The following is a 23,226-nucleotide window of genomic DNA, read 5'->3' on the forward strand; positions in this document are numbered from 1 at the left end:
AAGTCGATAGCTTCTTTACACTATCGGAAACACTATGAGGTTACGTCATTGGATACTGTTGAGTTTATTCGTACGCGTAAATTTATTGTCAAACTTGGCAAAATGCTCCACAAGTATGGAACGCCTGCGTTCAGGCTTGAAGCTCATTTAAATGAAGTGGCCACGTATTTAGACGTTAATGCGAGTTTTATTTCTACCCCTACATCTTTAACTTTCGTGATTTGGTCTGACAAACGAGAGGATGAATATAATCATGCCGCTCGTGTTGAGCCTTATGATTTAGATTTAGGTTCATTGGCTAGAACAGATGAACTTGTTAGTTCCTTAATTGCCGGTGAGACAACCTTAATTGAAGCAGACGCTCGTTTAAGCGAAATTGAGGCACAGGTTAAGTTTCTGCATCCTTTAGGCATGATGGTGGCCTATAGTTTTTCTACTGGTGCCTTTGCTGTGCTAATGGGAGCTTCATTGCTAGATGCGATTGCATCTGGGATGATTGGCATCATAATGTATTTGTTTGTGTTTTGGTCTGAGCGCTCAAAACGTGTCCGTTACATGTTAGAGCCAGCAGTTGCTCTGGCTGCAGGGTTGACGGCTTGTGCAATTGCACACTATTTAGAACCTGGGATAAATATACGGCTTGTTACCCTGTCTTCTATTATTATTTTTATCCCAGGATTGGCGCTTGCGATTGGATTAGCAGAACTGTCGTCGCGCAATGTCGTAAGCGGTACTGCGCGGGTCATGGATGCGGTAATGCAGCTGTTTAAGCTATATTTTGGCGCGTTTTTAGGGATATCACTAGGTTTTGCTATATTTAGCGAGGTAGAGCACAATCCACTTATTAAGTTACCCGAGTGGTCGTTATTTGTTGCGGTATTAGTTTTGTGTTCAGCACTTGTCCCTATTTTTAATCTGCGCTTAAAACATGCACCATGGGCAATATCTTGCGGTTTTGTTGGTTATTTTGCTACTTATTGGGCGTCAAAGTATCTTGAGTTCGGTCTTGGTACTTTTGTAGGCGCATTTTTAGTTGGTATATTTGCCAATTTATTTACCCGAATTGCTAAAGCCCCAGCAACCATTGTTCTTATGCAAGGATTAATTGTGTTGGTACCCGGTTCAAAAACGTATATAGGCTTGAATTCTTTTGTTTCTGGGCAAGATTTTGTTCAAGCAGAACACATTGGGCAAGAAACCTTTGTTATTTTCATGTCCTTGGTAGCCGGCTTAATATTTGCTAACGTGGTTATGCCCACGCGAAAAGCGCTATAACTATGTAACTATAACCATATAAACAAAGGATTGTGTATGCCAGAGGCATTTAAGCTTAAACTAAATTCTTCACTTGTGAAGCACTTATCTACCACAATCCAGATGCATTATATTGAATTTGATAAAGTTAGCTTTGATGATGAAGTGTTAGCGAGTTTAGAACAATTAGAGCTTAAAGCTCGTTCTAATTTAATCGTTGCGCATCTTGTTAAATTTATGCCACAAGATCTGCACCAAGTAGATAGGATTATCAGAGCTTCACTTGCTCCCATACAAGATTCGGTGCAGGACAACGAAACCATCATGTTTGAATCGACACAATCTGGTTTAGCAGGTTGGGTGCTAATGCCGGTTGGTGATTATATTGCTAAGGTTTTTTTGGCCAGTGCACAAGAAAATGAATTACATCAATCTCATACTATGGGTATGGCATTATTATTTGAGCTAACACAGCGGTTTTCTGCTGAGTTTGCCATACGCCCATTTTTACTGACTCATCCTCAATTAACCCTAAACCAATTAGACGAATGGACTAATGCGCAAAGTCCGCATGTTAGAAGACTAGTTAGTGAAGGCACAAGACCTTACCTTCCATGGGGGATGCAACTGAAAAAGTTTGCCGAAGAGCCCTCATTTACCTTGCCGCTTTTAGAAAAACTAAAAAATGATCGCTCAGAATATGTAAGGCGCTCGGTTGCTAATCACCTAAATGATTTGGCTAAAGATCATCCAGACTACATAGCAGATATTGCTACCCGATGGTGGAGTGAGCACGATATCAATATGACTAAGCTACTTAAACATGCCTGTAGGACTTTAATAAAAGATGGGCACCCTAAAGTGCTTAAACTGCTTGGTTTTGCGCCAAGCAAACAACTCATGGTTGAACTTAGTATTAACAATCACCTTGTGCGAGTAGGTGAGTCGCTTACAATTGATGTTAGCTTGAAAACCAACCACATAGGTTCCCAAGCACTTTTGATTGATTATGTGATTTATTATCAAAAAGCAAATGGAAGCCTTAGCCCCAAAGTATTTAAGTGGACCAAGCGAGATATTGACGCAGATAAAACCATAAATTTATCAAAACGTCACAGCTTTAAAGTCGTGACGACTCGTCGCTACCATCTTGGTTTACATAGGGTAGAGTTGTTAATTAATGGTCAAGCCATGGCCCAAACGGATTTTGAATTAGGTGAAGCATGACATCAAGAGCAGACTTTATAAATCAACAACTATGTTTGATAGACGGCGCATACGCCGCACAAGGTATCGCTAAGCATAAAAAAATGAGTATTAGCCCGTTTGTATTCTTTAGAGGCAGTTCACAGCTTTTTTACGCCGATTTAGCGGTAAATCATCTTCCAACACTCCCTGCTTTTGATAAGGTGCCGCTAACAACCATCATGGGAGATTGCCATGTATCAAACTTTGGTTTTTTTACTGAAGAAGGATCTCATGGCGATAATATTGTTTTTTCAATAAACGATTTTGATGATGCCTGCATAGGCAAAGCATATTGGGATATATTGCGTTATCTTGTTAGCTTAATTTTGTGTGTTGATCATTGTGCGGGCATAAAAAATCAAACCTATCAATCAGATAAAGATTATCAAGGTAAGGCACTTGTAAGTGATAAACAGCTCACAAGGGCAATGTCGACATTTACCCAATCATATATGGAAGTGCTTAATGATGGATTGACAAAAAAGCCCCTTGATGAAAATTTTTTACAAAAAGGGTTTGATGATTTTATTACGCCCTCTGTGCTTAAAAAACGCTATGCAAAAGCAAAATCAGTTGCCATTGGTGGCGAGCATTTTTTGCATAAAAGCGCACTTGCTAAAGCTGTTGACTTAAGTCACTTTCCACTGCGTTTTGCAAATAGACCTGACAAATTTGTCCGCATCGATAACAAAAAGGCGCAAATTATTGAACACTTACAAGCGTATTTTTTTGAAGATATCCTAGATATTGTTGCGCGGGTAAATTCTGGAACTGGTTCGGTCAATATGGAAAGGCTTTATGTGTTGATAGGCCCTAAAAATATAAAAGATGTATCACAAATACCTCTTTGTCATGTGGTCGAGATAAAACAGCAGCGTACTGCTGCTCCTTTGCACTATTTCGCCAACATGCATCACCAGAACAAGCTTAATCCAGCCCATTTGACCGTTAAATGCCAAAGACGAATGCAAAAACAGCAAGATCACTGTCTAGACGAAGCGTATTTTGATGATGCTCACTGGTTGGTGCGCTCTAGGCATCACGCAAAAGTCGGTATTGATCCTCAACATATTGGCTTAGGTAATATTGCTGCTCATCAAGAGGGATTATCTTTTTATGCAAGTGCATGTGGGCAAGAACTTGCTCGCGCTCATGCAAGGGGAGATAAACGGTCTTTGAACTTCGAAACGGCTATGTTGAGCGCACTAGAGTTGGCAATATCAGGACATGACACGTCAATATTTGATGTTGCACGGCGATACGCTAAACAGGTGATTAAAGATTGGCATTGGTTATGTCAAGAGCAAAAAGTGTAGCTTTGTCACTTATTGTTCATAAGGTATTTTTACAGTCTTCTTTTCCCAACACTTTCTTTTTCAAAACTTCTTTTCGCAAACTAGCGCCCCTGTTTTAACAGAGGCCTTTTGCTGGATGTCAGATGAACCTAGGTCTTATCTTGCTCTGATTTTTCGTGCGCTTTGGTGTCTCTTGTTTGCTGCAATACGCTATTATCTTGTGGATTGTTTGCTTCTTCGATGGCTTGCACGTCGCGCACGTTTTTTTGAACGGTGATTGCTGCGAATAAACTCAATGTAAACGCCATGCCAAAAAAGCCTTTTTCACTTAGTAATAATTCTGCGTTATACAAACCTACGCACAACAGTACTATTGCACTGGTAACGGCTACAATTGAGATCGTATGGTAAATACCAGATGTTTTGATGCCTTCTGCTTTATCTCGAACTGACTTTTGAACTGATACCGCTGAAAACAAACCAAACAAGATCACTGCAAGGTAATAGCCTTTTTCATTTAAGGCCATCTGGGCATTATATAAGCCTATGGCGTAAGATAAACCACCCACAATAAGCGCTGCTATAGCCGCTAGTCTAAATGCTTTGGTTGGACCTTGTTTTTGCGATGTTATGGTATTCATATTTTCTTCCTGTTAACCTGTTTTTTTGGCATCGGTGATGCTTAATAGTATGACTTTACTTTAGAATCTGGTATCAAAATTGTAAACCAAATTATCATATGTATACGATAAGTAGTCTATTGGTTTATTAATCAAATACCAATCGACCTACAATCCATCTGGGCGAGGTAATACAAAGTGACGGTTAGTATGTGTGGGGCGACCAGTTTTTATTGCTTTTGCCATGTGTTCAATACACGGACTTATCACATCTGCTGTGCCAATAAAGTAACTATGTCCTTTGGGTTTATCTAGGCTGTTATTAAAATTGTCACAGTCAACTTCAATGACATTACGCGGGGTTTTACTTAAGTCTTCAGGTCCAGTCATTCCGAGTCTTCTTGAAACACTTTTATGACGCAGGTTAGCGATTTTTGAAGCTGGCATAGCTAAATCATCATTTGCATAATATACAATAAGATTTCTTGTCATATAGGGAACACATTCACCGATTTGATTTGCCTCTAATGTGTGGTTTTCGACATCTGCAGCAAGCATAAAAATATTGTGAAACAAACGTTCAACCTGTTTGCCCCTAGTTCCTGCATAAGTGTTAATCGCATACTGAAGCACATTATTGCCCATACTATGTGCAATAATGCTGATTCGTTTATAACAAATATTGTTAGCAAGCCTACTCTTTGTGTTGTTTTTTTGTGCGTATTCACCGGTCCCCTTTCGCCAGCTATCAAATTTCTCTAATAAACGAGATAATACTAATCCGGTAGCAGTACTTGCTTTTACATCATCCCAGTAGTCATCTGCAAAGTGCAATACGCTGTCATCATCACATGGCCAGATAATGGGCACAACTTGACAGATATCCCCGTATTGCGTTTGATTTAGTCGTGTATCAAGGGCTTGAGCACTCGGAAAAATATCGGACTCGGGGAGGTTATTGAATCCATGCAAATAAAATAATATTTGGGGTTCATGGCTAGGGTTTTGACAATCAGGAGAAAGCGCTTGAAGTTTTGTGAAAAAAGCTTTGGAGCCAATCTCTTGATAAGTCTCTTTACCTGTGCGTTCGCAAAAATAGATTCTTGAGGAAACATCTGTATTTTTGGGATTAAATGAGACTTTGCGAGTTTTACTAAAAGTAGCAGCTGCGCCTTGCTCTGGTATTCGAGAGGTAATAAATAGCATGCTTGTATCCTTACACTGATAAGATGATTGAGTAAACATCGCACTGACTACTTTTTAGCATGACGTCAAAAGTAACTACATTTTTATCATAGCCAAATAAAAAAGCCACTTAAACTAGTAAGTGGCTTTTTATTAATTCTAAGCGAATTACACTGATTTTTTGACCGTTTGGGAAATTTGCCCAAATATCGATTCGCCTTTATCATCAAACATTTCGATTGCAATATGATCACCAAACTTCATAAAAGGCGTAGTTGGAGAGCCATTTTGGATCGTTTCAATCATTCTGATTTCCGCAATACAGCTATATCCAACACCACCTTGCCCTACGGGTTTGCTAAGGACCATCGTCTAGTTTATTTGATACAGTGCCTGACCCAATAATGGTACCGGCACATAAGGGGCGTGTTTTAGCAGCATGAGCTACTAACTGACCAAAATCAAAGGTCATGTCTACACCAGCCTGAGGTTCTCCAAATTTGTTACCGTTTAGATGTGATACCAACGGTAAGTGCAATTTGCCTTGCTTATAATGTTCGCCAAGTGCCTCTGGCGTGACACACACTGGACTAAACGCACTAGATGGCTTGGATTGAAAAAAACCAAAGCCTTTGGCAAGCTCTCCAGGAATCAGGCCTCGTAAAGATACGTCATTGACGATCATAATCAACTGAATATGGTTTAAGGCATCTTGAGCGCTAACACCCATTGGCACGTCATCGGTGATAACCGCGACTTCTGCTTCAAAGTCGATACCAAAACCCTCGTCTTGCGGCATTACAATATCGTCTTTGGGTGCTAAGAACGCATCAGAACCGCCTTGATACATTAAAGGATCCGTCCAAAAGCTAGCAGGAACTTCAGCATTTCGTGCTTTGCGAACTAATTCAACATGATTTACATATGCGCTACCATCAGCCCACTGATATGCACGTGGTAAAGGAGAATGGCATTGTTGTTGGTCAAAATCTAACGCAGATAAACCTTCATTTAATGTATTGTTTTCAAGTTGTTCGAAACGTGTTTGTAATTGCGGCTTTATTGCGCTCCAATTATCAAGTGCATCTTGCATCGTCGCTGCAATATCACTTGCATCAACCATATGCGTCAATGCTGTATTAACGATAACGAGTTGACCATCACGACCATTACGTAGGCTAGCTAATTTCATAAAAATACCTTTTTACTTCGCGTTGTTAAGTAATTTGCACTTATTGAGGAACGTTTTCCCCGGTGTGCAACCAAGCTGCATGCTTGGGCGCTTTCTTAGTTTGTGACCATTCTTCTAGCATCTGTGGCGCGACTCTTTTCAGCTCAGCCACCATTGCATCAGTGCCAGTGTTAACCGCTAATTCGATGCGGTGTCCATTGGGATCAAAGAAGTATATTGATTGAAAAATACCATGATCGGTAGGTCCTAAGACATCAATATTGTTAGCTTGTAATTTATCTTTTGCAGCTAGAAGGTCATCCATGCTAGCGACTTCAAATGCAATATGTTGCACCCATTGTGGCGTATTACCATCATGCCCCATTTCTGGAGAGTTAGGTAACTCAAAAAACGCAAGCACGTTTTGATTCCCTGCATCTAAAAATACATGCATATATGGATCAGGTGCTTGAGTCGAGGGCACTTTGTCTTCAGCAATCGCTAACTGGAAGTCCATGTTGAGCATAGACTGGTAAAACTCAACGGTTTCTTTGGCATCAATACAGCGATATGCGACGTGATGTATGCGTGACAGTTTCATGGCTAATCTCCTATTGCAACAACATCAAGACGCTTAAGCATCTTGGCCAGAAATCACACCTCTAGAGACTTGATCTCTTTCGATGGACTCAAATAAGGCTTTGAAGTTACCCTCACCAAAACCTTCATCTTCTTTACGCTGTATAAACTCAAAAAATACAGGACCAAGTTGTGGCGCAGAGAAAATTTGTAAAAGTAGTCTAGGTGTACCGCCTTCAGTGGTGCCGTCAAGCAAAATACCGCGAGACTGAAACTCTTCGACAGGTTCTCCATGTCCTGAAGCCTCTCTTCTAACATTTCATAATAGGTAGCTGGTGGAGCAGTCATAAACTCCATGCCAAGTGCTTTTAGTTTATCCCAGCAAGCTGGTAAATCATCACATGCAAACGCAATATGTTGGATACCTTCACCATTATACTGCATCAAAAATTCTTCTATTTGACCGCCGCCGCCACCACCGGCTTCTTCGTTAAGTGGGATGCGTATTTTCCCATCAGGCGCAGTCATTGCTTTTGATAGTAGGCCAGTATATTCACCTTTAATATCAAAATATCTAATTTCACGGAAATTAAATAAACTTTCGTAAAAGTTCGCCCAATAATCCATTCTGCCACGATATACATTGTGCGTAAGATGATCTAGGGTGTGGAAGCCGCATCCCTCAGGATGCTTATCAACGCCCTCTATCCATTCAAAATCGATGTCATAGATGGTCTCGCCTTCTTTATAACGATCAATAAGATATAAGGCTGCACCGCCGATGCCTTTAATGGCAGGCAATTTCAATTCCATAGCGCCAGTTTGCATATCCATTGGCTGTGCGCCATTTTCTAATGCTAGTTTGTATGCGTGCTTGCTATTTTTAACTCTAAAGGCCATACCGCATGCAGAAGGACCATGTTCTTGAGCATAGTAAAATGCAGGACTATTTGGGGTGTAATTGGTAATGAAATTGATATCACCCTGCCGCCAAAGCGCCACTTCTTTAGATTTGTGATTAGCGACATGAGTGAAGCCCATCGCAGTGAATACGGTTTCTAAAATACCTTTTTGTGGTGCAGTGAACTCAACAAATTCAAATCCATCTAGCCCCATTGGGTTTTCAAACAAATCAGCCATATCTATATCCTCTATAAATGCATATGCAATTGTGACAATTAATACACGCTGAACGAGTATTTGGGTCAGCATTAGTTGTAAGTGCAACTAAATTAGTTGTTAAAACAACTAATGTCAAGTTAAACTAATGCATATGTATTTGAAAATTGGCAATGAAAAGGTAGAACGTAGTGGATGAGTCAAACAATAATGTCGATAAGCATGATCAATATGCCTTGCTGCAACTTGAAAAGTTTGTGCCTTACCGTTTGTCAGTGTTATCAAATAAAATAAGCTCTTTAGTAGCACAAGCTTATAAAGACAAATTTGCGTTATCTATCACTGAGTGGAGGATAATGGCTGTATTAGGCGAGTACCCCGGCGCATCTGCCGATGAAGTATCCGCAAAAACGCAAATTGAGAAATCCTTAATCAGCCGAGCGATTAGTAAACTGCTTAATCGTAAACTCATTGAGCGAGAGCTTTCAAAAGAAGATAAACGTCGTTCACAGATCCAGTTATCAAGCACCGGCTATGCTGTGTATAGCGAGATTGTGCCTTTGTCATACGAATATGAGCGTAAAATATTAAGTTGCTTAGATGAGCAGGAGCAAGCAAACTTGGCTGAGCTAATCAGTAAATTGCAAGGCCATGCAGATACACTTCGCTTGTAGTTATGTTTTACTTTTGTATATGTGCTATTAAAAACCAACCCATACTTTCGATATAAGCTGATACAAGATACGCTAGGGCTGGTTCAGATTCTATCTCAATTAGTTTGGTGTTATGGTTTGAATCAATCAAGCTATTGAAGGTTATTTTGGGAAATAAATCTTGTAAGTTGGTGTTTCCCGCAGTTTTGGGGTCAGCATGCACCTGAACTTTCCCATCGCTATCGACAATATATAACGAAACACTTTTTCCTAAATCGGATTTAGCAAGGTCTGAATCATTTATTTGTGAAAGCACTGAGTCAAATGATGTTGCAATACCTGATAAACCAGCTCCGTCAGTTTGTTGGTAATTGACGTAAATATCGACGCGTTTTTTATTTTTGTCATGATATACGCTGATCAGGTCTTGTTGTTCACTTGCTAAATAAGCAAAATACCAAGTGTCAATTTCAGGCTCTAATACACGTAAGAAACCTTCGTGATTCCAATATTGATTACTCGGTTTATGTGCATATGATGCGCTGGTCAAGTCATATTCTTGAACAAGAAAATTCAGTTTTTCTAATAACAATTGCTCTTTTGATTGCGCAAAGCCAGTTGTTGCCCACTCTTGGATAAAGCTATCATTAGCAATTGATTTAGCAATAAGCTTCATATTCGATACGCGGTTGTTTATGCTCAGCGCTAAATTTTCGGCTTGTGCGCTTAATAATTGATGTTCAATTGGCGGTTTATTGCCGGGCTCATAGGCAAGTGCATATTGTAAAAGCATAAAACATGCTACTGCACTTAACAAAAATCGCTTAACGATGGGACGTGATATTTCCAAAGAGGTGATCATCTTATTCACTGCAAAAATAAATAGTAAAAGTTAAACGCATCTTAAACATTTTTAGATGTTAATTCATTGCAAAAATCTTAATTACTCTCCCCAATCGTTTATTTAGATTAAAACAATCGCAAAAATCCATTTTTAACGATTAAGCCTTCATAGTATGTTTGTGCTCTGGATAACACTTATTTAAGATAAAGGTGAACAAAGACATGAAATTACTTAGCTTGCTACACATCAAACATTGGGTTGTGATGAAAGACTCAGATAAAACGCGTATTTGTAATTATGGGGATGACTATTATGGCGACCAAAGATGCTTGGATATTGCACGCAAACCTGCGCGCCGAGCAGTAAAATAGCACGTGAAGTTAGTGTATACCTTGCTCTAGTAGGTCAGTAAATTTTTGCGGGTTGACGGCATGGCTGTATAAGAACCCTTGAAACAATTCGCAATTCATTTCGAGCAAGGCTTGACTGTGTGCTTTAGTCTCAACGCCTTCTGCTATTAGCGATAAATTAAGTTTTGAGGCCAAACTAATAATGGTTTCGATGATAGCTTTATTGATATTTTCATCAAGCATTTGTTTGACGAAGCTTTGGTCAATTTTAAGCACATCTAATGGAAAGTCTTTAATATATGATAAGCTTGAATAACCTGTACCAAAGTCATCTAGGCACAGCTTAACCCCAAGTCCTCTGAGGGCATTAAACGTCGTTTTGGCGTCGCGCTTATTAATCAGTACGGTTTCTGTGATTTCCAATTCAAGCAAATCTGGCCGTATTTGCGTTTCAACCAAGACATTTTTGACTTCAGCAACTAAGTCTGCGACAAAGCGAAGACCAGAAATATTCACAGCCATGGTGAGTTCGGGATTAATTTGGTGCCACTTCTTTGCTTGTTTGCAAGCTTCTTCAAGCACATTTTTACCTAAAATTCCGATAAGCCCAGTTTCCTCAGCTAATGGGATAAACTGATCAGGATAGATAACGGTACCGTCTTGTTTTACCCAACGAACAAGGGCTTCACAACCATAGATAGCTTTTGTTGTCCCGCACACTTGTGGTTGATAGAAAACCTTTATTTCATTATCGATAATCGCCTGTTTTAATTCGCTAATATCTTTATAGCGAGTGTTTATTTGTTCTTCGATTGCGCTTGAGAAAAATCGAAAACTATTTTTCCCGCAGGCTTTTAGCTTGATGTAAAGCAGTATCCGCTCGTCTAAATAAGGTCTCGACGTCTTGTCCGTCGTAGGGGAATATGGCAATACCCATGCTACTTTGAACATGATCCTTTGCCGTTTCATGAGGCATTATTTGTGTTAGGCATTTTTGAATGCCCCGACAAATATGCGTAATGTGAGAGTGAGAATCGATATTGGTTAATAATATTGCAAATTCATCACCCGAATATCGTGCAAGCGTGTCTTGTTGTCCGATAAGCGTACTTAAGGTTTTGGATATATTAAATAATAGTTTATCGCCTGCATCATAACCATAGGAGCGATTCACTTCCCGAAAATTGTCAATGTTAACGATGATTAACGCACTTTGTTTTGCATCGACTTCATTTGCCTGAACAATCTCACGTTTTACTCTATCGATAATCAGATTTCGATTAGGTAGCCCCGTCAAATGGTCAAAGTCAGTATTTTTTGTATTTTGCAGTAAGCGACGGGTTCGCGCGATTATACTTAGATGATGCTCAACACGCTTTGCTAATACAGCAGGGTCGATAGGCTTTGAGATAAAATCCAAAGCGCCATAGTTAAAGGCATTTAACTGAAGTTCCGGCTCGTTTAAGGCGCTGACAATAATAACTTCGCTTTTCAAGTGATTAGCGCGTGATTTTAAATATTGGCATACTTCTAAACCGCTGATGCCCGGCATGGCGATATCTAGCAATATTAAATCAGGTTCTTGGGTTTGAGCTATTGAAATGGCCGTTTTGCCATCGGTTGCAATCAGTACCGTGCCAAGCGAGGCAACGGCTTGACTCATAATGCCGACATTTGTAGGGATGTCATCAACCACAAGTATTGTATACTTGGTATTAGAGAGGGTCTCACCAGACATTACTTCCATTACTTGGCTCTTTTGACAACAAAGTCGACTCACCGATAACAATATGCCGGATATAGCGATAAAGCAATTAGATCAAAGTATTAAATTTTTGTTACTTAAGCTTGTTTAGCTACTTTTTTGATGCAATCATGCAAGAAATAACACAAAAAGAATACATCATGCTTAATTGGGGCATCATTGGCTGTGGGCATATTGCTCATGAATTCATGCGATCTATTTCGCCGCTGGAGAATGCACAAGTCATTGCATGTGCAGCAAGCAATGACAAAAGGTCCAAAGATTTCGCGCTGAAATATGCGATTAATGCGAATTTTGATAATTATCAATCCATGCTAAACCAACGCAACATTCACGCAGTGTACATTGCGACCACTCATAACTTTCATTTTGACCATATCATGATGAGCTTAAGAAGTGGCAAGCATGTGCTATGTGAAAAGCCACTTACCTTAAATGCCGATCAGGCTCGCCAAGCATTTGCGCTGGCTAAACAAAACCGCTTATTACTTATGGAAGCTGTTTGGACAAGGTTTTTACCAGCTATATTGGATATATCGGCACAAATCAAACAGGGTGTTATTGGTAATGTAAGAGCAATTCAAGCAAATTTTAGTTTAGCTCGTGATTTTGATGATACCCATCGTTTGCGCAATAAACAGTTGGCCGGTGGTGCTCTTTTAGATCTTGGAATTTATCCTATAACGCTTGCTGATATTATCATGGATGATGTGCCTGAATCAGTTCATGGGCACGCCGCAATGACAAAAACAGGTGTCGATGAAAGCTCTTTTTATACGCTGATATATAAAGATAAAGTAATCGCCCAATTGTCTTCCAGTATTGATATGTGTGGCCCCATTTTTGCAAATATAATGGGAGATAAAGGCAGCATATATGTAGAACACTTTTTAGGTGCTAAGGAGTATCAACTTAAACTGAAGGACCAAGAAATGCGATTGTGCCAATTTGGTGAAATAGACGGTGGTAACTTCACACCAGAAATCAATCATTTTTGTGAGCTACTGGATAGGCATTATGCCAGTGGTGGCCACAATATCGAATTTAGCCAAATCATGCCGCCAGAAGCTAGCTTGCGAGTGTTAGATATCATGGATCAACTACGTGGACAGTGGGGCTTAGTATACCCTGGTGAAATTACCGACACCCTGAACTAGCTTACTATTTTGTTTGTGGAATTTCTTGTTTCAAGTATTGAAATAACTCTCTAGCAGCGGCAGGCGGTTTATTCTCACTTTCTTGTTTTTGTATCGCTCTTAGCAGTTGCCTAAGTTTTTGCCTTTCAAGCTGCGGATATAGTCCGACTACTTCATTTACGCCATCGTTTGTTTTTTCAATAATCAGATCGCGCAAACGCTCTAGGTTATGAAAATGACGATTAGCCATTGTGTCTGATGTTTTAAGCTGATTGAGCGCAGTCTCGATAGGTTCTACGTCCCTTACTCTAAGTTTTTTGCCAATCAGTTGGAGTTGACGTCTAAAGCCGTCTTTTTTACGATTAATTTTGGTACACAATTCAATGATTGTTAATAGCTCTTCATCTAAGGGAATTTTATCTCGCTCACCTTTGCTAAGGTCAACCAAGGCTAGGCCAATTTTTTTTAGCCGCTCTGCTTCTTGTTTTAGCTGAGTTTTACTGACGTAATGTTCGTCTTCGTTATTCATTTCAGGCGCTTTTTCAGCCTTGTTTCTACTCATCTGCAGTTTTTCATTTAATTAGTGTTAAACTAGGCTAATTGTAATCCCATCATCATCATAATCATAGTGAAACTTATTATATGCAAGTAGACCAGCACTTAAGCGAAATTCAAAATATTGTTGACGATACTCTTAACTTTGCAAAATCTAAAGGCGCCACTGCTGCAGAAGCAAGCATGTCTAAAGTCCAAGGTTTAGCGGTTAGTACACGGCTAAAGGAAGTCGAAAATATTGAATTTACAAATGATGGGGGCCTTGGCATTGTCGTTTACGTCGGAAAAAAGAAGGGCAGTGCATCTACCTCAGATTTATCTAAGGATGCTTTGGCGTTAACAGTGACAAAGGCGATTGAAATAGCTAAGTACACAAGTGAAGACGAGTGTTCAGGTGTTGCTGATGCTGATCTGATTGCTACCGACTTTCCCGATTTAGACTTATATCACCCTGAGAAACTAGACGCACAATATGGGCTAGAGCAAGCGCTTGAATGTGAAAGTGCGGGTCTTGAATATTCTGACTTACTAAGCAATTCAGATGGCGCGTCTTATAATGCTAATTTGGGTGTGCGTGTCTATGGCAATACGCATGGCATAAACGCAGGCTATCCAAGCAGTCGTTACAGTTTGAGTTGTGTATTAATTGCCCAAAAAGAAGAGGACATGCAACGTGACTATGCGTATTCAGTATCACGAATCGCTTCGCAGCTTGATAGCCCTCAAACGATTGGCATTGAAGCTGCAAAACAGACACTTTCAAGATTAGGTGCCCAAAAGCTTGGCACGCTTAAAACCCCGGTTATTTTTCACCGCGATATCGCATCTAGTTTATTTGGCCACTTAATTGGAGCAATCAGTGGTGGTAGCTTATATCGTAAATCCAGTTTTTTACTGGATAGTTTGGGAGAACAGCTATTTCCAGATTGGTTCAATTTGCAAGAGCGTCCATTGATTAAGCAAGGTTTAGCTAGCTCATCTTTTGACAATGAAGGCGTACGCACCAGTGATATGGATATTATTCAAGATGGGGCTTTGTGCCACTACTTGTTAACAAGCTATTCAGGTCGAAAGTTAGGTTTGCGTTCAAATGGGCATGCTGGCGGTATTCACAATTGTATTGTAAGTCATACTGGGCATTCAGAAGAGGCATTGTTAAAAGAAATGGGCACCGGACTATTGGTCACCGAATTAATGGGACAAGGTGTCAATATTGTAAATGGCGATTATTCACGAGGTGCTGCAGGTTTTTGGGTTGAGAATGGGGTGATTCAATACCCAGTTCACGAAATCACGATTGCGGGTAACTTAAAAGAGATGTTCTCAAATATTATCGCCATTGGTCAAGAGCGAGAAGTTAAAGGGGCATTGCAAACAGGTTCTGTGTTAATCGACAGCATGCAAGTCGCTGGTAGCTAAGGACTATTTACGCCAAGATTATTATTTCTATGTAACAACTAAATTTTAATATAAAAAAAGAGAGCCTAGGCTCTCTTCTTTTTGAGGGTTTATTGTTAATCGACTGCGCCACAAAAGCGATAGCCTTCCCCATGAATGGTGACAATTAACTCTTCTTCGTTAGGTTCTGATTCGAAGTGTTTACGGATACGCCTGATGGTAACGTCAACTGTACGGTCGTTAGGTCGTAATTCGCGTCCGGTCATTTCCATTATTAGCTGTTCGCGAGTCAGTATTTTGCTAGGGTTACTTAGAAACAAATGCAAGGCTCTAAACTCGCTACGAGGCAATCTAAACTCTTTACCTTCTGGTGAGATGAGGCTGCGACTATCGCCATCAAGCGTCCAACCATTGAAGGTTACTTTGCTTGGTAAATCGTCATCTTCAGCTGAATTGCTTGTGCGAGATAAAAGATTGCGCGCACGGATGGTTAACTCACGTGGATTAAAGGGTTTGGTAAGATAATCATCTGCACCAATTTCTAAACCAAGGATACGGTCAACGTCGTTATCTCGGCCAGTTAAAAATATAAGACCAACGTTTTTGCGATCTCTGACTTCACGGGCAAGAATCAACCCGTTTTTGCCAAGGCAAATTTATATCCATGATCACAAGATTAATATTATGGTTTGCAAAAAAGGTATGCATTTCTTCGCCATTTTCGGCTTCAAACACATTATAGCCTTCGGCTTCAAATAAGCTCTTAAGCGTGGTTCTGGTAACTATTTCGTCTTCGACGATTAATATATTGGGCGTTTGCATAGGTCTCTACACTTTCATAAGCTAATAAGGGCTTGCATAATAGGTATTGCAGAGTTTGAGTGAATGGTCACGTAAGACGTTTTTATTAGGTGACCATAATTGATAAAAGCAAACCCGCTACCACAATAGAGTATTTCAAAAAAACGCGCAGTTTGAAAGTAAATTTTATGTGAACACGACCAAAAGTGTATATTTATCAGTGTTTTTGATTTTATATATAGTTTGAGATGTGGAATCTAACATATTTATCACGATTTAACGTTTTTATCACAAGTGAAATAAGGTGAAAGGGACAAAGGTCAATATGTACGAATTACAATTGATAAAGGTGTTTGAATAACATGCGTAACATACACATACAAAATCGAGTCTCACAGTTTCCACAAGCGTTTTTCATACTGGTAGTAATCACATTAGGAGGCTGCGCATCAGCAAATTCTCGAATTGAAGGCGCTCAAGCACATGTAAATAAAGATATTCAATGTGAACATGCTCATCATGACGTGGCTATTTTAGAGAGTGAAAAAGCAAAAGACGGTGAACAGTTCGTTAATTCTGTTGCGAGTATTTTGCCAACTTCAATTGTCTACAACCTTTTGATTGGAGAACTTGGGGCAAGGCGTGAAATTGCCTTTGGTCAGCACAATGATACTTTGCAGATGAAAATTGATGATATCAATGAAACATGCGCATTGAATAAAGACGAAGCAGCAAACTTACCAAAAGAAGCAACCGACACTTGAGGCCTTAATGTTGATAAATTTGCTCGTAAGAGTCTGCAGCTTGTTCCCATGTGAAGCGTGTTTTCATTCCTGCCAAGCGCATCAATTGAATGGTTTTCGGAGATTCGTTATAGGTCAATAATGCGCCTCTGACGCAACTTAATAGTGCATCACTAGAAGGCGTCGTGAAAGTAAATCCTGTAGCGCCCTTGTCACTAATATCTATCACTGTATCAGCAAGTCCCCCCACTTTTCTTACAATAGGAATAGTGCCATAAGCAAGGCTATACATTTGATTTAAGCCGCAAGGCTCGAATTCAGATGGCATCAAAAAGAAATCAGCGCCAGCTTCAATCAGATGCGCAAATTCAGGCCTAAATGCTTCTAAAAAACAAAATTTCTTTGGGTGTAGCTTAGCTATTTCGTGAAGTTTCTCGGTAATATATTGCTCGCCGGTTCCCATTATTACTACTTGCACTTTATGCATAAGCAATTCATTTAATACTGGAAGCAAATAATCAAAGCCTTTTTGACGAGTTGCGCGGCACACCATTCCAATTAACGGGCTTGATTTAAGTGATGGCAACTTAGCAGTTTGCTGTAATGTTTTTTTGCATACGGCTTTGCCACTTAAATCTTGCAACGAATAATGGGCTGGTAAATATTCGTCGTTTTCAGGGTTCCATTGACTATAGTCGCAGCCATTTAGCACGCCAATTACTTTTTCAGGATGCTGATTGATGACATCACACACACCATGGCTACCAATAGGATCTTTTATCTCGTTTGCATAGGTGGGACTAACTGGGCAAATTTTGTGGCTAAAGTGCAGACCTGTTTTCAACATATTCACATGATAATTATCGACAAAGATTTGGTGATAATCGATTTGGTCTAACAAAGGAATATTGGTGATATTTTCAATTCCTTGAAATGCTGCATTATGCACAGTAATAACGCTTTTGGATTGTGCAAAGAAATCGTTTTGAGTCAGTAATTTATGACGCTGCATAAAGTCACTATGCAAAAAATATGGCGCCATGGCGGTATGCCAATCATTGCAATGCACTATATCTGGCGCGAAATCAATATTTTCAGCTAAATGAAGTGCAGCAACACAAAAAAATGAAAACTTTTGCGCATTACTAAATCTACTTTCATCCCCATAGGGAGTGTCAGATTGAGTAAAATAATCATGTTCAATGAGCAAGGTTTTCATGCCATGAAAGGCTAATTCTTTCACTTGATAATGGTAGGTTCGTTTATTTATCTCAAATCGCTGCGCGGGTATTGCATCAATTAGATTCATTTTAGCCGCGATGTCTTTGTAATGGGGTAAGACAATAACAACTTCGTGTCCCTTTGCTTGAAGCGCAATAGGTAGGGCTTTACCGACGTCAGCTAGCCCGCCGGTCTTGATGATGTCTTCCACTTCTGAAACGATAAATAGTATTTTCATTTGTTATCAACGCTTACTAGTACGATTAACAGCTTGGTAGACTTTATACTTTGTGCTGCTGCTAAGTTCTTCAAAACCTTTGTATACATCTTTTAGAACCGCCTCATAAGGCAAGAATTTGTTTGCTACCAACATGATAATCGCAAAGGGGTTTGACGCATTTTGCGTCTTTCTTATAAAGCTTTGTGTAATGCTGTAGTCATTTTTTAAGCCGTCATGAAAAGGAGGGTTAGTAATGATTGCGTCAAAAGGCTCATCGATATTTTGATCACTACCGGCAAGACCATCGCATGCAACAACGCGCGCATTGTTTAGTAAATCGGATAATTTGTCTTGATTATTTAACGATATTGTTTGCTTGCTTGAATAAACAGCCAATGCTGAAACGTCACTAAAACTTAATTGAGTGCGTTTTTTTCACCCAATGCCAAGCCAATATAGCATCCGATTACACCACTTCCACATGCAAAATCATATATATGACCTTTTAAAAAGTCGAGTTTTTGTGGGGTAAATTGCTCAAGTAAGAGCGCGGTGCCTGGGTCTAGTTGCTTGTGACCAAAGACGCCCTGGCAGCGAATATACCTTTAGGTCAATTCCATTAATTGTATAACTTCGAGTCTGAGCAAAATCATCAATGTTAAACTGCTTTAAGGGCTCAGCAATTGTCACCGCAATCAATCCGCAATGCTTGGCACTATCGAGTTTGTTTACATTGTTGCCTACTTTTTCAAGCAATTTTGGCACACTCTTGATACCACCTTTGTTTTCACCTACAACAAGAACGACGCCATTTGGCTTCATCAAATAACTTGTATTTGCAATGAGCATTTCAAGCTGTTGTTTTGATTTGGGCATATAAATAACAGCCCCATCTAAGGCTTGGTTGTCAATATGCGCGTGTTTAAAACTTGCGTCAAACCGATGATGGTGCGAAGAAGCCCTGCGTATGCACTCTTGGTAATGGTGATAATACTGATGCAGGCTTATTAGGTTTTTGTTGCGTATTTGGCTAAATAAATCCGCATCTACTGGGTTAATAAGCGCCCACTTACCTGTTTCTAAATAGTCAAGGTTGCGCATAAGAAGCTGCGTTTGAGGACTTGCCATTACGCGATTCGCTTGTAGATAATATCCCAGACACCATGGCCTAGCTTTTGACCGCGAACCTCAAACTTAGTAATAGGTCTATAATCGGGTCTAGGCACATAGTCACCGCTTTGCGCAATGTTTTCATATCCACTTGCATTATTCATAACTTCTAGCATGTGCACGGCGTATTCTTCCCAATCTGTGGCCATGTGAAATTCACCGCCTATTTTAAGCTTTGTTCTTATTTTTTGAACAAATTCTGCTTGAACAATTCGACGCTTATGATGGCGTTTTTTATGCCAAGGGTCAGGAAAAAACAACTGTAATCTGTCCAAGCTTTCATCATTAAAACATTTGTCTAGCACTTCTACTGCGTCATGTTCAAACACCCGCAAATTGTCCACATTTGCTTCTTGCGCAGACGCTAAACAAGCACCAACACCTGGTCTGTGGACTTCAATGCCAATATAGTCAATATCTGGTTCATTTGCTGCCATTTCCACTAACGACTTACCCATACCAAAACCGATTTCTAGCACGCGTTTTGATGTCCGTCCAAATACAGCATCTAAATCAAGTAAACCTTGAGCAATATCTAAACCCTTATGCGGCCAGTTTTCTTCAATGGCGCGTGCTTGTGCGTTTGTTAGACGACCCTCGCGTTTGACAAAACTTTTGACTTTAGACACGTATACACCGGCTGCGCGGGCTTCGTCGGCAGAATTAAAACGACTCATTTTACTATGAATTCCATAAAGGGATTGATGCTGTATTGATGCGCATTATCCTACGCCTATCGTTAATTGCAAACTTACATTCGTATTCATTGGCGATTAATCATGGCGCATATGGCATCAGCGATTTGTTTTGCGCGAGTTAAAGGGGTCATATGTCCGGTATTTGCCAATGTAACACATTGACTGCTAGCTTGATTTTTAGCGAATGTTTCAATCTCGTGGCATGATGCGATTTGATCATCTTGACCTGCAATCCATAATTGTTTGCAAGTTAATTGACGAAGCGCACTTGTAAGGTTTTGCCTTGGGGTAGTTGCTTGAATTTGATGCATTAGAACGCTATTGCCCAAATCGTTTTCCATATCGATAACTGGGCTTGTTAGAGTCGCGTTAGCGATTTCTTGTTCGTTAAAATAGCGCTTAAGACGAATCTTGCTTAAACTTGCGGTTTTATTGGATTTTAGTAATTTAAGTACTTGTTGTCTGCTAGATTGCTCTTGTTGTGATAATCCATTAGGGCTATAGGCAATCAATGAAATACTCGCAATTTTATTAAATATAGATTTATGTTTGTGATTTTTTGCAGCTTCTATCGCTGCAAGTGAAGCAATATAAGCGCCCATCGAAAACCCAATTAAGTGCACTTTTTCATCGCTTGGCTTGCTTGAACTTTCATGTATGACTGCGTTTAATGCATCTTCAATTGCGCAATAAGTAAGCGCTAGCATTTGATCTAAATCTTCCGCCCATTGCAAGGGCACATAGCTTTTGTTGTGAAAATCACAGCTATCCCAAATGGGTAACCAAATTCTTTCGTCACAAAGAGTGCTAAGGCAAAAAAATGCAAGGTTCGGTAATGATTGGGCGGTCTACTTTTGTCATGGGTATACAACTTATTTAAAAATCTGGCCTTAACGAATTATTATGGTCTATGTCCATAGTATTTGGGTATCATACACGTGTTTATATTCTGATGAGATTTTTGTGCATGGTTAAGATGGCTGATACGGGCTTTGATTTTAGTCGACACTTGCTGTCATGGTATGACGAGCATGGTCGTATAGATCTGCCATGGCAGCAAAACAAAACACGCTATAGTGTTTGGGTCTCTGAGATCATGTTGCAACAAACTCAAGTAGCAACAGTCATACCTTACTTTCAGCGCTTCATGAGCACATTTCCTAGCATTACAGATTTAGCCAATGCGCCTCAAGACCAAGTACTTCACCTATGGACGGGCTTAGGGTATTACGCACGTGCACGCAATTTACACAAAGCTGCAATTAAAGTGCGTGACGATTTTGCTGGAATATTCCCAAACGCATTTGATGATGTTGTTGCGTTACCCGGTATTGGCCGTTCTACCGCCGCTGCAATTTTATCCTTGGCTGATAACCAAGCTTACGTAATTCTTGATGGCAATGTTAAGCGAGTATTAGCTAGATACTTTGCCATTGAAGGGTGGCCGGGCAATAAAAAAATAGAAGATAAAATGTGGGAGTATGCAAATAGCCTCAGGCCAGAGTCTCGATATAATGCATACACACAGGGTATCATGGATTTGGGGGCAACCCTATGTACGCGTAGCAAACCAAAATGTGAGCAATGCCCGATACAAGCGCATTGCTTAGCATATGTACAAGGTCGACAAACAGAGCTACCACACAAAAAACCAAAAAAACAAATACCAACGAAATATACACAAATGTTTATCCCTATGCGCCACACTAGTGTTTTAATGCATAAACGCCCCTCTAGTGGCATTTGGGGAGGATTATTTGGTTTTTATGAAACGCCATATTTTGAAAACGAACAACTCATCAACCTTGATGATGAACTTGTTCCACAAACGCTCAGGACTATATTGGCAAATTGTGATTATCAATTGATTGAGTTGCCTGAATTCACTCATACTTTTAGTCATTTTAACTTGCATATAAAACCATTGCTTATTGACTTTAATCCTCAGTCAAAGGTGAGTGAGCCATCAATAATGAATAAGAACGAGCAGGCACAAATCTGGCTAGATATTCATCAGCCTAGTGAGGTAGGTTTGTCAACACCGACTACCAAAATACTAAAAGAGCTTAAAAGCAGGTTTTGATAGTGCGAAGCTTGATATTTCCATTATAATGTAAATATTACAGTGATTTGATGTGGCGCATAAGTCACTATCAACAATTATCCAAGAGGCATTAATGAGTAGAACTGTACAGTGTGAGTATTTAAAAAAGAAGAGCCTGGATTGGATTTTCAATTATATCCAGGCGAAGTAGGCAAACGAATTTTTGATAACATATCAAAAGAAGCATTTGGTATGTGGCAGAAAAAACAGACAATGTTAATTAATGAAAACAAACTAAATATGATGGAGCCAAACGATCGTAAATTCTTAGAAGAAAAAATGATCGCATACTTGTTTGAAGGAATAGAGCCTACGATTGAAGGATATGTTCCGCCCACAAAATAAACAGATTCTGCTTTTTTGTAAGACAAACTTATAAAAACAGCAAAAATCAGTTGACTTAAGGGCTCAAAATCCGTTTAATACGCACCCACAGCGAAATACCGTGCTTGCAAAAGCCACATTTCCTGCCTCGATAGCTCAGTTGGTAGAGCAGCGGATTGAAAATCCGCGTGTCCCTGGTTCGATCCCGGGTCGAGGCACCATTTATACCTAAGCCCTGCAAGAGATTGCGGGGCTTTTTAATTCTACGCCCCAATTCACATTTCCAAATAAAACCATTTTTTCCAAAAACTAAGCTTTGCTGCCAAATGGGTTTACTCTATCTGCAAGCATACAATAATGTAGCTTGGTTACCAACGGATTTGTGTGTCCAACCGTTTTGCTGGCCGTTTCTAAGTCAGATGCATCGGTTACCGCTTTGTTTCTGAGATACCTTTCTGCAAATGGTTTTTCAAGCTCATGCTCAGTCGCTTTTTTCATAGCACGCTGCCACGCGCTTTTGAATGAACTGGCGTTGTGTGGCTGACCAGTTTCGCTAACGAACAGATACTCTGATTCAGAATTGGATAATTGACATATTTTTGACAGAACGGCTTTCAAATCGTCAGTCCACGAAAATGTAAGCGCACCACCATTCTTTGATATGTCTTTCACATAGAAACCATCTTCTATGATCATCGATTTTTTCAATTTCAGCATGGCAGATTGTCGCAAACCAAGTATAAGTTTTAATTCTACGTATAGAGCCATCCAGT

The 23,226-nt window shown here is 39.8% G+C and carries 22 protein-coding genes, 1 tRNA gene and 5 pseudogenes; 11 read left to right on the forward strand and 17 right to left on the reverse strand.

What is annotated here, in order from left to right:
* The first annotated feature begins 48 nt into the window (after positions 1–48).
* Genes ACZ1G6_RS00850 through ACZ1G6_RS00860 form a run of 3 tightly spaced genes read left to right on the forward strand, consistent with a single transcriptional unit; the run spans position 49 to position 3,818 of the window.
* The gene (locus tag ACZ1G6_RS00850; protein ID WP_472617648.1) at positions 49–1,275 is read left to right on the forward strand and encodes a threonine/serine exporter family protein; all 1,227 of its coding nucleotides are present in this window, start codon (positions 49–51) and stop codon (positions 1,273–1,275) included.
* 36 nt (positions 1,276–1,311) lie between these two features.
* On the forward strand, positions 1,312–2,481 hold the full coding sequence (locus tag ACZ1G6_RS00855; RefSeq protein ID WP_472617649.1) for a DNA alkylation repair protein: 1,170 nt from the start codon (positions 1,312–1,314) through the stop codon (positions 2,479–2,481).
* Positions 2,478–3,818, forward strand: coding sequence for a DUF2252 family protein (locus tag ACZ1G6_RS00860; protein ID WP_472617650.1), 1,341 nt, complete (start codon positions 2,478–2,480; stop codon positions 3,816–3,818). The genes ACZ1G6_RS00855 and ACZ1G6_RS00860 overlap by 4 nt, the downstream gene beginning before the upstream one ends.
* A 128-nt stretch (positions 3,819–3,946) precedes the next feature.
* Here ACZ1G6_RS00860 and yiaA read toward each other — a convergent pair whose 3' ends face one another.
* The 5 genes and pseudogenes from yiaA to hppD form a co-directional block, all read right to left on the reverse strand.
* Positions 3,947–4,438 carry an inner membrane protein YiaA gene (gene yiaA, locus ACZ1G6_RS00865; protein ID WP_472617651.1) on the reverse strand — a complete coding sequence of 164 codons (492 nt, stop codon included), beginning with the start codon at positions 4,436–4,438 and terminating at the stop codon, positions 3,947–3,949.
* A 147-nt stretch (positions 4,439–4,585) separates the two neighbouring features.
* Complete coding sequence (locus ACZ1G6_RS00870) at positions 4,586–5,623, reverse strand: alpha/beta hydrolase (protein ID WP_472617652.1); 1,038 nt, start codon at positions 5,621–5,623, stop codon at positions 4,586–4,588.
* 147 nt (positions 5,624–5,770) lie between these two features.
* Positions 5,771–6,794: pseudogene (locus tag ACZ1G6_RS00875) on the reverse strand (fumarylacetoacetate hydrolase family protein).
* 40 nt (positions 6,795–6,834) lie between these two features.
* Entirely contained in the window at positions 6,835–7,374 is a 540-nt protein-coding gene (locus tag ACZ1G6_RS00880) for a VOC family protein (RefSeq protein WP_472617653.1), read from the reverse strand.
* Positions 7,375–7,407: 33 nt separating this feature from the next.
* A pseudogene (gene hppD / locus ACZ1G6_RS00885) lies at positions 7,408–8,492 on the reverse strand (4-hydroxyphenylpyruvate dioxygenase).
* A gap of 170 nt (positions 8,493–8,662) precedes the next feature.
* Here hppD and ACZ1G6_RS00890 point away from each other — a divergent pair.
* Positions 8,663–9,145 carry a MarR family winged helix-turn-helix transcriptional regulator gene (locus tag ACZ1G6_RS00890; RefSeq protein WP_472617654.1) on the forward strand — a complete coding sequence of 161 codons (483 nt, stop codon included), beginning with the start codon at positions 8,663–8,665 and terminating at the stop codon, positions 9,143–9,145.
* A gap of 7 nt (positions 9,146–9,152) precedes the next feature.
* Here ACZ1G6_RS00890 and ACZ1G6_RS00895 read toward each other — a convergent pair whose 3' ends face one another.
* Positions 9,153–9,917, reverse strand: coding sequence for a cache domain-containing protein (locus tag ACZ1G6_RS00895; RefSeq protein WP_472617655.1), 765 nt, complete (start codon positions 9,915–9,917; stop codon positions 9,153–9,155).
* A 272-nt stretch (positions 9,918–10,189) separates the two neighbouring features.
* Between ACZ1G6_RS00895 and ACZ1G6_RS00900 the strand changes: the two genes are divergently transcribed.
* Complete coding sequence (locus tag ACZ1G6_RS00900) at positions 10,190–10,339, forward strand: hypothetical protein (RefSeq protein WP_472617656.1); 150 nt, start codon at positions 10,190–10,192, stop codon at positions 10,337–10,339.
* A gap of 9 nt (positions 10,340–10,348) precedes the next feature.
* On the opposite strand, the gene ACZ1G6_RS00905 is transcribed toward ACZ1G6_RS00900, so the two are convergent.
* Both ACZ1G6_RS00905 and ACZ1G6_RS00910 read right to left on the reverse strand, forming a co-directional pair.
* A complete protein-coding gene (locus ACZ1G6_RS00905; RefSeq protein ID WP_472617657.1) occupies positions 10,349–11,269 on the reverse strand; it encodes a putative bifunctional diguanylate cyclase/phosphodiesterase in 921 nt (306 codons plus the stop codon).
* Positions 11,154–12,065, reverse strand: coding sequence for a GGDEF domain-containing response regulator (locus tag ACZ1G6_RS00910; protein ID WP_472617658.1), 912 nt, complete (start codon positions 12,063–12,065; stop codon positions 11,154–11,156). The genes ACZ1G6_RS00905 and ACZ1G6_RS00910 overlap by 116 nt, the downstream gene beginning before the upstream one ends.
* 128 nt (positions 12,066–12,193) lie before the next feature.
* Between ACZ1G6_RS00910 and ACZ1G6_RS00915 the strand changes: the two genes are divergently transcribed.
* A complete protein-coding gene (locus ACZ1G6_RS00915; protein WP_472617659.1) occupies positions 12,194–13,240 on the forward strand; it encodes a Gfo/Idh/MocA family protein in 1,047 nt (348 codons plus the stop codon).
* Between the two features lie 4 nt (positions 13,241–13,244).
* On the opposite strand, the gene yjgA is transcribed toward ACZ1G6_RS00915, so the two are convergent.
* Positions 13,245–13,781, reverse strand: coding sequence for a ribosome biogenesis factor YjgA (yjgA, locus tag ACZ1G6_RS00920; RefSeq protein ID WP_472617660.1), 537 nt, complete (start codon positions 13,779–13,781; stop codon positions 13,245–13,247).
* A gap of 80 nt (positions 13,782–13,861) precedes the next feature.
* Here yjgA and pmbA point away from each other — a divergent pair, with 80 nt between their 5' ends.
* Entirely contained in the window at positions 13,862–15,193 is a 1,332-nt protein-coding gene (pmbA, locus tag ACZ1G6_RS00925; RefSeq protein WP_472617661.1) for a metalloprotease PmbA, read from the forward strand.
* A gap of 95 nt (positions 15,194–15,288) precedes the next feature.
* Here the strand turns inward: pmbA and arcA are convergent.
* Positions 15,289–15,994, reverse strand: a pseudogene (gene arcA / locus ACZ1G6_RS00930) (two-component system response regulator ArcA).
* Between the two features lie 341 nt (positions 15,995–16,335).
* Between arcA and ACZ1G6_RS00935 the strand changes: the two are divergent.
* Entirely contained in the window at positions 16,336–16,737 is a 402-nt protein-coding gene (locus ACZ1G6_RS00935; RefSeq protein WP_472617662.1) for a hypothetical protein, read from the forward strand.
* Positions 16,738–16,741: 4 nt separating this feature from the next.
* On the opposite strand, the gene ACZ1G6_RS00940 is transcribed toward ACZ1G6_RS00935, so the two are convergent.
* The 6 genes and pseudogenes from ACZ1G6_RS00940 to ACZ1G6_RS00965 all read right to left on the reverse strand — a co-directional run bounded on the left by ACZ1G6_RS00940 (position 16,742) and on the right by ACZ1G6_RS00965 (position 20,765).
* Positions 16,742–18,175: a glycogen synthase gene (locus ACZ1G6_RS00940; RefSeq protein ID WP_472617663.1), complete on the reverse strand. Its 1,434-nt coding sequence runs from the start codon at positions 18,173–18,175 to the stop codon at positions 16,742–16,744.
* 6 nt (positions 18,176–18,181) lie between these two features.
* Positions 18,182–18,574: pseudogene (locus ACZ1G6_RS00945) on the reverse strand (class I SAM-dependent methyltransferase); the annotation flags it as partial.
* Positions 18,574–18,756: a methyltransferase gene (locus ACZ1G6_RS00950; RefSeq protein ID WP_472619015.1), complete on the reverse strand. Its 183-nt coding sequence runs from the start codon at positions 18,754–18,756 to the stop codon at positions 18,574–18,576. The pseudogene ACZ1G6_RS00945 and the gene ACZ1G6_RS00950, both read right to left, overlap by 1 nt.
* Positions 18,695–19,285, reverse strand: coding sequence for a hypothetical protein (locus ACZ1G6_RS00955; RefSeq protein ID WP_472617664.1), 591 nt, complete (start codon positions 19,283–19,285; stop codon positions 18,695–18,697). Before ACZ1G6_RS00955 ends, ACZ1G6_RS00950 begins: the two co-directional genes overlap by 62 nt.
* The gene (trmB, locus tag ACZ1G6_RS00960) at positions 19,285–20,004 is read right to left on the reverse strand and encodes a tRNA (guanosine(46)-N7)-methyltransferase TrmB (RefSeq protein WP_472617665.1); all 720 of its coding nucleotides are present in this window, start codon (positions 20,002–20,004) and stop codon (positions 19,285–19,287) included. The genes ACZ1G6_RS00955 and trmB overlap by 1 nt, the downstream gene beginning before the upstream one ends.
* An 86-nt stretch (positions 20,005–20,090) precedes the next feature.
* Positions 20,091–20,765 carry an alpha/beta fold hydrolase gene (locus tag ACZ1G6_RS00965; RefSeq protein WP_472617666.1) on the reverse strand — a complete coding sequence of 225 codons (675 nt, stop codon included), beginning with the start codon at positions 20,763–20,765 and terminating at the stop codon, positions 20,091–20,093.
* Positions 20,766–20,992: 227 nt separating this feature from the next.
* Here ACZ1G6_RS00965 and mutY point away from each other — a divergent pair, with 227 nt between their 5' ends.
* The 3 genes and pseudogenes from mutY to ACZ1G6_RS00980 all read left to right on the forward strand — a co-directional run bounded on the left by mutY (position 20,993) and on the right by ACZ1G6_RS00980 (position 22,674).
* Complete coding sequence (gene mutY, locus ACZ1G6_RS00970; protein WP_472619016.1) at positions 20,993–22,108, forward strand: A/G-specific adenine glycosylase; 1,116 nt, start codon at positions 20,993–20,995, stop codon at positions 22,106–22,108.
* 94 nt (positions 22,109–22,202) lie between these two features.
* Positions 22,203–22,474, forward strand: a pseudogene (locus ACZ1G6_RS00975) (oxidative damage protection protein).
* Between the two features lie 124 nt (positions 22,475–22,598).
* Positions 22,599–22,674, forward strand: a tRNA-Phe gene (locus tag ACZ1G6_RS00980).
* Positions 22,675–22,762: 88 nt separating this feature from the next.
* Here the strand turns inward: ACZ1G6_RS00980 and ACZ1G6_RS00985 are convergent.
* On the reverse strand, positions 22,763–23,221 hold the full coding sequence (locus ACZ1G6_RS00985; RefSeq protein ID WP_472617667.1) for a tyrosine-type recombinase/integrase: 459 nt from the start codon (positions 23,219–23,221) through the stop codon (positions 22,763–22,765).
* Between the last annotated feature and the right edge of the window lie 5 nt (positions 23,222–23,226).

The sequence above is a fragment of the Glaciecola sp. HA4-3 genome, from assembly GCF_055693685.1.

What these genes read in the sequence shown, in the direction of transcription:
- ACZ1G6_RS00855 (WP_472617649.1), top strand. Translation starts at nt 1,312, where the DNA reads ATGCCAGAGGCATTTAAGCTTAAACTAAATTCTTCACTTGTGAAGCAC.
- ACZ1G6_RS00860 (WP_472617650.1), top strand. Translation starts at nt 2,478, where the DNA reads ATGACATCAAGAGCAGACTTTATAAATCAACAACTATGTTTGATAGAC.
- yiaA (WP_472617651.1), bottom strand. Translation starts at nt 4,438, where the DNA reads ATGAATACCATAACATCGCAAAAACAAGGTCCAACCAAAGCATTTAGA.
- ACZ1G6_RS00870 (WP_472617652.1), bottom strand. Translation starts at nt 5,623, where the DNA reads ATGCTATTTATTACCTCTCGAATACCAGAGCAAGGCGCAGCTGCTACT.
- ACZ1G6_RS00880 (WP_472617653.1), bottom strand. Translation starts at nt 7,374, where the DNA reads ATGAAACTGTCACGCATACATCACGTCGCATATCGCTGTATTGATGCC.
- ACZ1G6_RS00895 (WP_472617655.1), bottom strand. Translation starts at nt 9,917, where the DNA reads ATGCTTTTACAATATGCACTTGCCTATGAGCCCGGCAATAAACCGCCA.
- ACZ1G6_RS00900 (WP_472617656.1), top strand. Translation starts at nt 10,190, where the DNA reads ATGAAATTACTTAGCTTGCTACACATCAAACATTGGGTTGTGATGAAA.
- ACZ1G6_RS00905 (WP_472617657.1), bottom strand. Translation starts at nt 11,269, where the DNA reads ATGTTCAAAGTAGCATGGGTATTGCCATATTCCCCTACGACGGACAAG.
- ACZ1G6_RS00910 (WP_472617658.1), bottom strand. Translation starts at nt 12,065, where the DNA reads ATGGAAGTAATGTCTGGTGAGACCCTCTCTAATACCAAGTATACAATA.
- ACZ1G6_RS00915 (WP_472617659.1), top strand. Translation starts at nt 12,194, where the DNA reads ATGCAAGAAATAACACAAAAAGAATACATCATGCTTAATTGGGGCATC.
- yjgA (WP_472617660.1), bottom strand. Translation starts at nt 13,781, where the DNA reads ATGAGTAGAAACAAGGCTGAAAAAGCGCCTGAAATGAATAACGAAGAC.
- pmbA (WP_472617661.1), top strand. Translation starts at nt 13,862, where the DNA reads ATGCAAGTAGACCAGCACTTAAGCGAAATTCAAAATATTGTTGACGAT.
- ACZ1G6_RS00935 (WP_472617662.1), top strand. Translation starts at nt 16,336, where the DNA reads ATGCGTAACATACACATACAAAATCGAGTCTCACAGTTTCCACAAGCG.
- ACZ1G6_RS00940 (WP_472617663.1), bottom strand. Translation starts at nt 18,175, where the DNA reads ATGAAAATACTATTTATCGTTTCAGAAGTGGAAGACATCATCAAGACC.
- ACZ1G6_RS00955 (WP_472617664.1), bottom strand. Translation starts at nt 19,285, where the DNA reads ATGGCAAGTCCTCAAACGCAGCTTCTTATGCGCAACCTTGACTATTTA.
- trmB (WP_472617665.1), bottom strand. Translation starts at nt 20,004, where the DNA reads ATGAGTCGTTTTAATTCTGCCGACGAAGCCCGCGCAGCCGGTGTATAC.
- mutY (WP_472619016.1), top strand. Translation starts at nt 20,993, where the DNA reads ATGGTTAAGATGGCTGATACGGGCTTTGATTTTAGTCGACACTTGCTG.
- ACZ1G6_RS00985 (WP_472617667.1), bottom strand. Translation starts at nt 23,221, where the DNA reads ATGGCTCTATACGTAGAATTAAAACTTATACTTGGTTTGCGACAATCT.